Consider the following 8,120-nt stretch of genomic DNA (forward strand, 5'->3'; position numbering starts at 1 on the left):
GATTAAGGAAACTCCAAAGTGATGCAAGTTCCTTTACCTAGCTCACTTTGAATTGACACTTCCCCTTTGTGGTTAGTCATAATACGTTTTACAGTACTTAATCCAAGTCCAGTTCCTTGATATTCAGAATCGTTATGTAGACGCCGAAAAGGTTCGAATAGGTTGTGAATAAAACGTTTATCTATGCCTATACCATTGTCAAAAATCTTTATTTGCTGAGATAAATAATGATTAAAGCGGGTTTTCTTATGAATGGCCTCGGCGGTAATAGTGATAACAGGGGGACCTTTACAATACTTGATGGCGTTTTCTATGATGTTTTGCAGCAACATAAATATTTGCGTGCGATTTCCCTTAATAACAGGTAGGTTGCAATAGTTTATTGACGCATTAGCTTGATTGTCACTTAAAAGAATTTGTTTGAGTTCAAGTATAATTTGATTGAAATCAACTAATTCATTTCCTGCCGCGATTTGGTCAGTTAAGATATAATCATATAAGCCTTCTACTAGGCGGTTCATAGTTTGCAATCGGCTTTGAATTTTTTCAAATAAATCCAAGTCTTCACTATCTAAAACATTACGTTTAGATAATTGCTCTTTAAGTATAGAATTTAATTGCCCAACATTGCGTATCGGAGCTTTGAAGTCGTGAGACAAACTACGACAAAATGTTTGTTGGTTACGTGTACGATTCTCTAATTGTACTTGGTGATGTTTACGTTCAATTGCATAAAGGACCATTCGTTGTAGTAACGTTTTCTGCAGGCTGTCTTTGGGTAAAAAGTCTTGGGCGCCATCTTTAATTAACTGTCGTCCAATCTCACCATCTTGCAAAGAAGTAAGCACTATAATGGGAACCAATGTTTGTAGCTCTTTTAATGATTGGGTAGTCGATTGCATATTAGAGTCAGGTAAACTGAGATCTATTAGCGCAATATCAAAAATACTGGAGTTAAGTGCTTCTAAACCCGCAGTCAAAGTAGTGAATGTAATGACTTCACACTGTTCGGTAAAGGCACCAAAACAACATTCTTGAATCAGCTCCAGATGATCTGGATTGTCTTCAATTAGTAATATCTTCATGGTTTTGGCAGCTCACTTGTAGCAGCCCAGAAGCGATTTACCTCAACTATTTTTTTCGTAAAGTCAGTATAATCAAAAGGTTTGACTATGTAGCTATTGGCACCGTATTTATAACTTTGCTCAATATCTAAAGCATTTTCTGAAGTGCTGACCATCATAATGGGAATATGTTTGATTGTTTCATCGTCTTTAATTAATTTAAGTGCTTCGAATCCATCCATTAGAGGCATTTTTATATCTAAAAGAATTAGGTTAGGTAATAGATGTTTGGCTACTTTCTGTTGTTTTAAATCCTGTAAATGTGAAATTAATTGTTCTCCATTTCTAAATCGAATAACCTTATTTTCAGGATTGTAATCTTGTAACGCGTCGACAATCATTTCAGCGTGGTCATCATTATCTTCTGCAACGATAATATTTAATGGTTTCATTGAAAACTATTAGTCCCTTGTTGTGGGAAGCACAATGTAAAGGTACTGCCTTCCCCTATAGTTGATTCTAGCTCTACCCAACCTTGATGTTTTTCCATAATAGTTTTAACAATTGCTAAGCCGACTCCACTACCTTTACCCACATCAAGTCGTTCGAAAATTTTGAATATTTTCTGGTGGTGTTTAACGTCTATACCCATACCATTATCAGACACTGCTATGCAATTTAAATTGTTCCTTTGGTAACAGTGTATTTTTATTTTTGGAGTAGTGCCTGAGACAGCATAATTAATCCCATTGGAAAATAAATTTTGCAAACACTGGGTGATTAGTTGAGCATTAATTAGTAACTCTTGCTCGCCATTTATCAGTTCAAATTCTGCCCCTGAATCTAAAATAGATTGGTTTAAAGATTGTTGAGCTTTTTCAACACAGCTCTTTAATTGGCAAGTGCTATATTCTAGTTTTTGTCTAACAATGCGGGCTAAATCGAGTAAATCTGCCAGTAGCTGAGACATGTGATCCACATTGACTTTAATTCGGGTAAGTCTATGCCGATTTTTCTCATCGAGTCGTTCACCTGCAGAATCTAAAATACGTTCAGTAAAGCCACCAATTGTCACTAATGGTGATTTAAGATCATGGGAAACGGTATAAACAAAAGCCTGCATTTCTTGATTTCGAGACTCGAGCTTTTGATTAGTATCTTGCAATGACTTTCGAAGCAAGCTGGCGTCGGTAACATCTCGAAATATAGCAGATACAGACGATACCGCTAAATTGCCTATACTGACTGGCGAAAAGGCCACTGACATCACTTTATCTGTTTGTTCGCCTGAGCTTAATTGCAACTCTAACGAGTCTACTTTGTGGTTATTAAATATAGCCTTTATTTGCTGTTTTATTATAGTTAATGCATGAGGATCTTTTATTAAAGAATCAATGCTTGCTCTATACATACGGCCTTCATCAATTGCAAAAAACGTTAGTGCTGCGTGATTCCAAGAGTCGATTTCACCCTGTTGGTTGATACTGATAATAATATCACTAGAGCCTTGAAAAATAGCCTCGCATTCGGCTTGCACTTTCAAGCGTAAAAAACTGGCGTGGCTATATAACCGGTAAAGAGTCAACAACACAAATGCCAACAATATTAACCCTATGTTAAATAAAACGGACGTTCCGTAGCGTTGCAGAATTAAGTTATTTACTTCTTCATGATTGATAGCTGCAATCAAGGTTAAAGGAGGTACATGCGAAGCGACAGTCATATGGACAGGATATTGGCTCACACTATAAATGCCGTTTGTGCTATTTAGTTTTATTGTTTGAATATCTGCTGAGGATTGCTGCTTTTGAGTGATATTTTGAGCATCTTCTTTCCAAGTCAGAAGATCACCATATTCAAACGAAAAAGACTGTGCTTTATTAGGATGCAATAAGTATTGGCCTATCTCGTTTAACAAAAAAAACTCAAAATTTGAATTAGCGTGCATTGGCAATTTGTCGAGTAATATTTGTGCATTAAAATTAATAATGACCAATCCAAAAAACTGATTTTTTTCATCAAATACAGGTTGTGCAATGCGGTAAGTCGGCCAAGGAGGTTGTTCGATTTTCCCGTATTCACGGTTGAGCGTGATTTCTGAAATATACAGCTGATTTAAGGGCAGTGTTTGTACATTCTGAAAATAATCTCTTTGATATTTTTGCTGTAATCCCTTTCCTCTAACAGCTTCAATTTTGTCACCTCGCCTGTGTACTCGCACCAATTCTCTGCCTTTATCCGCTTTGCCTATAAAACGAATTTGTACAATGTCAGGATTATTTTCAACGTATGCTAAAAAAATCGATTCTAGGCGTTTAACCCATAACCCATACTCGGTATTTTCAAGTATATCGATGCCATCATTTTGAACTGCTCGAGTAATCCCTGCAATAGGAGGCGTAGCATAGATAAAACCAGTATGGCGAATACTATTAATTAACGTTTGTTCTATAATGGCGCCTTTAAGGTTTGATTGAAGGGTTAATGAAGTATTGGTTTCACTTATCACCTGTTTTGATATGGCTAAATAGCTATACCATAAAGTTGCGAGTCCAATTATCAATATTAGAATACACCCAGTGACATACCCCACTTTGCTTAAATGAAATCTATTCATAAAATAATAAACAACAGTAACTTAGCGAATTCCATTTACAACACCCTAAATTTACTAACCGGATGCCACTATAACTTAACAGTCACTAGAATGAACTAGTGACGTGGTGATAAAGACAAACAAGTTAAAAAATCATCTCGCTGAGCTACTTTTTATAACTTGCATCATATGACTAGGAGCTATTTTGGGTTCATCCTTAATAACCATTATACAAACCTGCACATTCCATTTCCCAAAGATTCACTAGGTCGTAAAATATAACCAAAGCGGGCATAAAATGCCTCTTTACCTTTTGCTGCAAATAACCCGATAGTCGTTCCTTTTTGTGCTGCGACTGTTAGGTAGTTTTCTAACTGCTCCATTAATGCTGTACCAATACCTGAATTTTGATAACTCGGGTCAACAATTACATCTTGAATATAAAAATACATTGCGCCGTCACCCACTATTCGGCCCATACCAATCAACTGAGTATTATCACGAACAATGACATGAAACAAAGAATTGTCTAAGCTCATTTTTGCTAAATCAAAATCTAGTTCGCCCCAGCCAATTTTGTTTCTTAAGTTCAAAAACTCTTCAACAGACGGTTTTTCTAGCGTAATTGAATATTTGTCCGATATCATTGCTACCTCCTACTCCTCTATAGATCATGATAATGACGCACCAATCACTACAAGTACGGCGCAAAATAGTATCGCTTTTATTTTAACTGCAACAATTTGGAGCAACTCAAAATGACAACAATTTGCTGAGGATTTCAAGATCCCACTAATCTAAATAGATCAAAGAATTAGAATGAGGCGCTATGAGCAATATCCATACAACAAGTTCAACACACCCATTGCAAGGTTAGCCTGAAACCGCTAAATTTTATCAATCGCCATATGCAACAGTGGTTAAGGCTTGCCTTGCCCATCAAGAGGCGAGCGACCAATTACCTTGAAGCCAAGATGCTTATAAAAACCTAAGGCCTGACTGTTTTGTTCATTAACGTCAACTTTTATTGCTTGTTGATTTTTAATTGCATTTTCAGTTAATAACTTACCTACTCCTGCTCCTCTACATTCAGGCGATACAAAGAGCATTTCAATATTGCCATTATGTACACCACAAAAGCCTAAAATAACAGCGGCATTGTTTTTTACACAGGTTAAATCAACGGCATCAAAATAATGCTCAAGGATGAGCGGTTTGAGTCTAATAATATCTGATTCTTGAAGAAAATCATGAGTCGCTCTTACCGATGCCTCCCATATTTCAATTAATTCCAGGTGGTCTCTTTTAAGAATATTTTCAATTTTCAATACTGAACATCGAAATAGATAGAATGACCAAGCCTTCCATCAAAAAAATAAAATGCATGGGCAAAAGGGAAATGATTGAAGCGAGCTTCAGCGGTATAAGTCTAACAACTCTGTCTTCATATTATCAGCAATAAAAGCCACCTCTAGGCCATTCATCTGGATCTGATTTAGTTGCTTAGACGATAATCCTACTACCTCTCTTGCTAACTTATATTCATCAGCAATCTCAATGGCCGACACTCCGGGATCATCGGTATTTAAGGTCACTTTTATACCTTTATCAATAAAGGTTTGAATAGGATGCGCTGCAATGTTCGTACAAGCGCCAGTCTGAAAGTTTGACGTTAAGCAACACTCAATACTGATGCCTTGATTGGCCATAAAATCCATTAACCTGACATCATCACGGGCCGCAACACCATGACCAATACGAGTTGCGCCTAACACATCAATTGCTTGCTTAATACTTTCTGCCCCATCTGCCTCACCAGCATGCACAGTAATATTCCAACCTGCATCTCTGGCCATCTGAAAATGTTCTTTAAACCTAATGGCAGGAAAACCTTTTTCATCACCCGCTAAGTCTAAGGCAACGATAGCGTCTTTGGCTCTGAGTAAGGCATGTAACTCTTGATAACAGCTTGCTTCGCCATAACTTCGACTGAGTATGCCGATAAGGTTGACAGGAATACCCAATGCTTGACTCCCAGCTTTACAACCAGCAATCACAGCATCAACCACTTGCTCTATTGGTAAATTATGGGCCTTTGCCATAAAAACAGGGGAAAAACGCAACTCCACATAAGTCAGCCCTGCTCGCTTTGCATCTTCAACGTTTTCGTAGGCGACGCGATAACACGCTTGTTCTGAGGCTAACACCGACACACCCAGTTCCATTTTTTGCAAAAATGCTAAAAGGTCAGTGGTTTTAACTTTAATTTGCGTAGCATCTATAAGTTCTTCGAGGTTTTTCTGCTCTAAAGGAATAGAGAATTCTTCTGCGAGCTGCCAAATGGTGGATGTGCGAATGTTGCCATCGAGATGTCGATGTAAATCGGTTAAGGGATATTTAGGGTTTATCACTGTGAGTTATTCTGGAATATCCAAATGTTTCAATAACAATACAGCTTGAGTGCGAGTATTGACGTTAAGTTTTCTAAAAACAGCACTGATGTGCGCTTTCACTGTTGCTTCAGTTATATTTAAGTCGAACGCAATTTGTTTGTTAAGTAGTCCGTCTTGCAATAATTTTAAAACTTGGAATTGTTTCGGAGTCAATTCACCTACGAGTTTTGCAATATCTATCACTGGTACGTCTTTTTCAATGCTAATATCAACGCCCTCTGGCAACCAACTTTTCCCTTCCATTATTTGTTTTAATGCATTCGCAATGATATCCGTGGCGGTCGCTTTGGGTATGAAACCTTTAGCACCTAAATTGATAACTTTAGATATTACCTCACTTGAGTCACTTGCAGAGACCACAGCTACAGGTACCTGAGGAAAATCTTGGGATACCCGCAGCAAACCATAAAAGTTTTCACAACCTGGCATATTCAAATCTAACAGTACTAAGTCAAAATCTGTATTATTTTGTAATGCCTCTAAGGTCGAATCTAAACTATCAGCTTGCACAATCTCAATCATTTCAAATAGTGGACTCAGCGCTGCTATTAAGGCTTCTCTATATAAAGGGTGATCATCTGCTATTAAAAACTTCGCCACTAAACATACCTGTATAAATTATTGTTCTTTTTCATTCATCAAGACTAATACTTTAGTCTTAATTAATGAAGGATTAACTCACTTTTTTTGATAATTTCATTTACTGTGTTTTAATTTTAATCTAGTCATTAGGTCTATTTTTAGTGAGTAAATCGACCACATTAGCAACAGCCAGAGGTGAGGGATGGCTCACTTGTATTTGAGTATTTGAGTATTTGAGTATTTGAGTATTTGAGTATTTGACACTATTCTGCCGCTAATTTTTTCAGATGGTGTTTTCGGTACACCAGTCTGCCATTAAATTAGCTCTAGACTTGGACTTACAATTGGCTTCACATCATTTTTTAACCATTTTATGGTTTATTTAATTTTCTGAAATTTCCACGCCCTTGATGGCAAGCAAATAGACATAAATAGCCCCTGACCTTTATGTAGTGGCGTTAACCAAGCTGCGCAGTCTCGGTTAGGTTTTGCCCCAATCTAGAGTGCGATCTTGCTCTGTTCACTATCCCTCTGGATCAAATTGCTAAGAAAGGAAATTGCTTGGAAAAGATTGCACAGGTAGAATTGCCCGATATTTTTTTTAAGGTCACACTGCCAAAATGCAAAACGGTAAAGACACCATTTATTCTCAGCCACAACAAGTAGCTGAATTTAGCTTTGACCATTCAGTGGCTGAAGTCTTTCCCGACATGATCCAGCGCTCTGTCCCAGGTTACAGTACAATTGTGGATACTATAGGTCAGATCTGCGCTAGATATGCTCAGCCGCAAACTAATATATACGATTTAGGGTGTTCATTAGGAGCCGCGAGCTTAGCCGCAAGCAAATATATTCAAAGTGAAAACTGTCAGATTTTGGCTATTGATAACTCACAAGCCATGGCACAACGTTGTGAGTTACATGTAAAGGCGTTCAAAGCAACCACACCAATTAGTGTTATTTGTGATGATATTCAAAATATAGACATTAAAAATGCATCTTGTGTGGTGATGAATTTTACGCTGCAATTTATTCCACCCGAACAGCGTCTCGATATCATGAGTAAAATCTATGCTGGGTTAAATTCTGGTGGCGTTTTACTGTTATCAGAAAAGCTCAGTCATAACACTCAACAAGGTAATGAATTAGTCATTGATTTACACCACGAATTTAAACGCAGAAACGGTTACAGTGAATTAGAAATAAGTCAAAAACGTACAGCGTTAGAAGAAGTCATGCGAACCGAAACTTTTGAACAACATAAAGACCGCTTATTAGAAGTAGGTTTTACTGATGTGGTGCGCTGGTTTACTTGTTATAACTTTGCCTCAATGGTGGCGATTAAAGGATAGGAACCAGTCGCCGCGCTACTAGCTTCTAGCTTCTAGCTTCTAGCTTCTAGCTTCTAGCTTCTAGCTTCTAGCT

8 protein-coding genes are annotated in these 8,120 nt (G+C 37.5%); 1 reads left to right on the forward strand and 7 read right to left on the reverse strand.

Features of this window, described 5'->3' with window-relative positions; translation table 11 throughout:
* Positions 1-2: 2 nt before the first annotated feature.
* From AAC000_RS19605 to AAC000_RS19635, 7 genes are all read right to left on the reverse strand, one after another.
* The gene (locus AAC000_RS19605; RefSeq protein WP_339725162.1) at positions 3-1,085 is read right to left on the reverse strand and encodes an ATP-binding protein; all 1,083 of its coding nucleotides are present in this window, start codon (positions 1,083-1,085) and stop codon (positions 3-5) included.
* On the reverse strand, positions 1,082-1,516 hold the full coding sequence (locus AAC000_RS19610; RefSeq protein ID WP_339725164.1) for a response regulator: 435 nt from the start codon (positions 1,514-1,516) through the stop codon (positions 1,082-1,084). Before AAC000_RS19610 ends, AAC000_RS19605 begins: the two co-directional genes overlap by 4 nt.
* Positions 1,513-3,681 carry an ATP-binding protein gene (locus AAC000_RS19615; protein WP_339725166.1) on the reverse strand — a complete coding sequence of 723 codons (2,169 nt, stop codon included), beginning with the start codon at positions 3,679-3,681 and terminating at the stop codon, positions 1,513-1,515. Before AAC000_RS19615 ends, AAC000_RS19610 begins: the two co-directional genes overlap by 4 nt.
* Before the next feature lie 206 nt (positions 3,682-3,887).
* Positions 3,888-4,307 (reverse strand): GNAT family N-acetyltransferase, encoded by a 420-nt coding sequence (locus AAC000_RS19620; RefSeq protein WP_339725168.1) that lies wholly within the window; start codon positions 4,305-4,307, stop codon positions 3,888-3,890.
* A 273-nt stretch (positions 4,308-4,580) separates the two neighbouring features.
* Positions 4,581-4,988, reverse strand: coding sequence for a GNAT family N-acetyltransferase (locus tag AAC000_RS19625; protein WP_339725169.1), 408 nt, complete (start codon positions 4,986-4,988; stop codon positions 4,581-4,583).
* 87 nt (positions 4,989-5,075) lie between these two features.
* A complete protein-coding gene (add, locus tag AAC000_RS19630) occupies positions 5,076-6,071 on the reverse strand; it encodes an adenosine deaminase (protein ID WP_339725170.1) in 996 nt (331 codons plus the stop codon).
* Positions 6,072-6,077: 6 nt separating this feature from the next.
* Positions 6,078-6,713, reverse strand: coding sequence for a response regulator transcription factor (locus AAC000_RS19635; RefSeq protein ID WP_339725172.1), 636 nt, complete (start codon positions 6,711-6,713; stop codon positions 6,078-6,080).
* Between the two features lie 602 nt (positions 6,714-7,315).
* Here AAC000_RS19635 and cmoA point away from each other — a divergent pair.
* Positions 7,316-8,047, forward strand: coding sequence for a carboxy-S-adenosyl-L-methionine synthase CmoA (cmoA, locus tag AAC000_RS19640; protein WP_339725174.1), 732 nt, complete (start codon positions 7,316-7,318; stop codon positions 8,045-8,047).
* Positions 8,048-8,120: the final 73 nt, after the last annotated feature.

Origin of the sequence: uncultured Paraglaciecola sp., from assembly GCF_963977085.1 — a bacterium.
GTDB lineage: Bacteria > Pseudomonadota > Gammaproteobacteria > Enterobacterales > Alteromonadaceae > Paraglaciecola.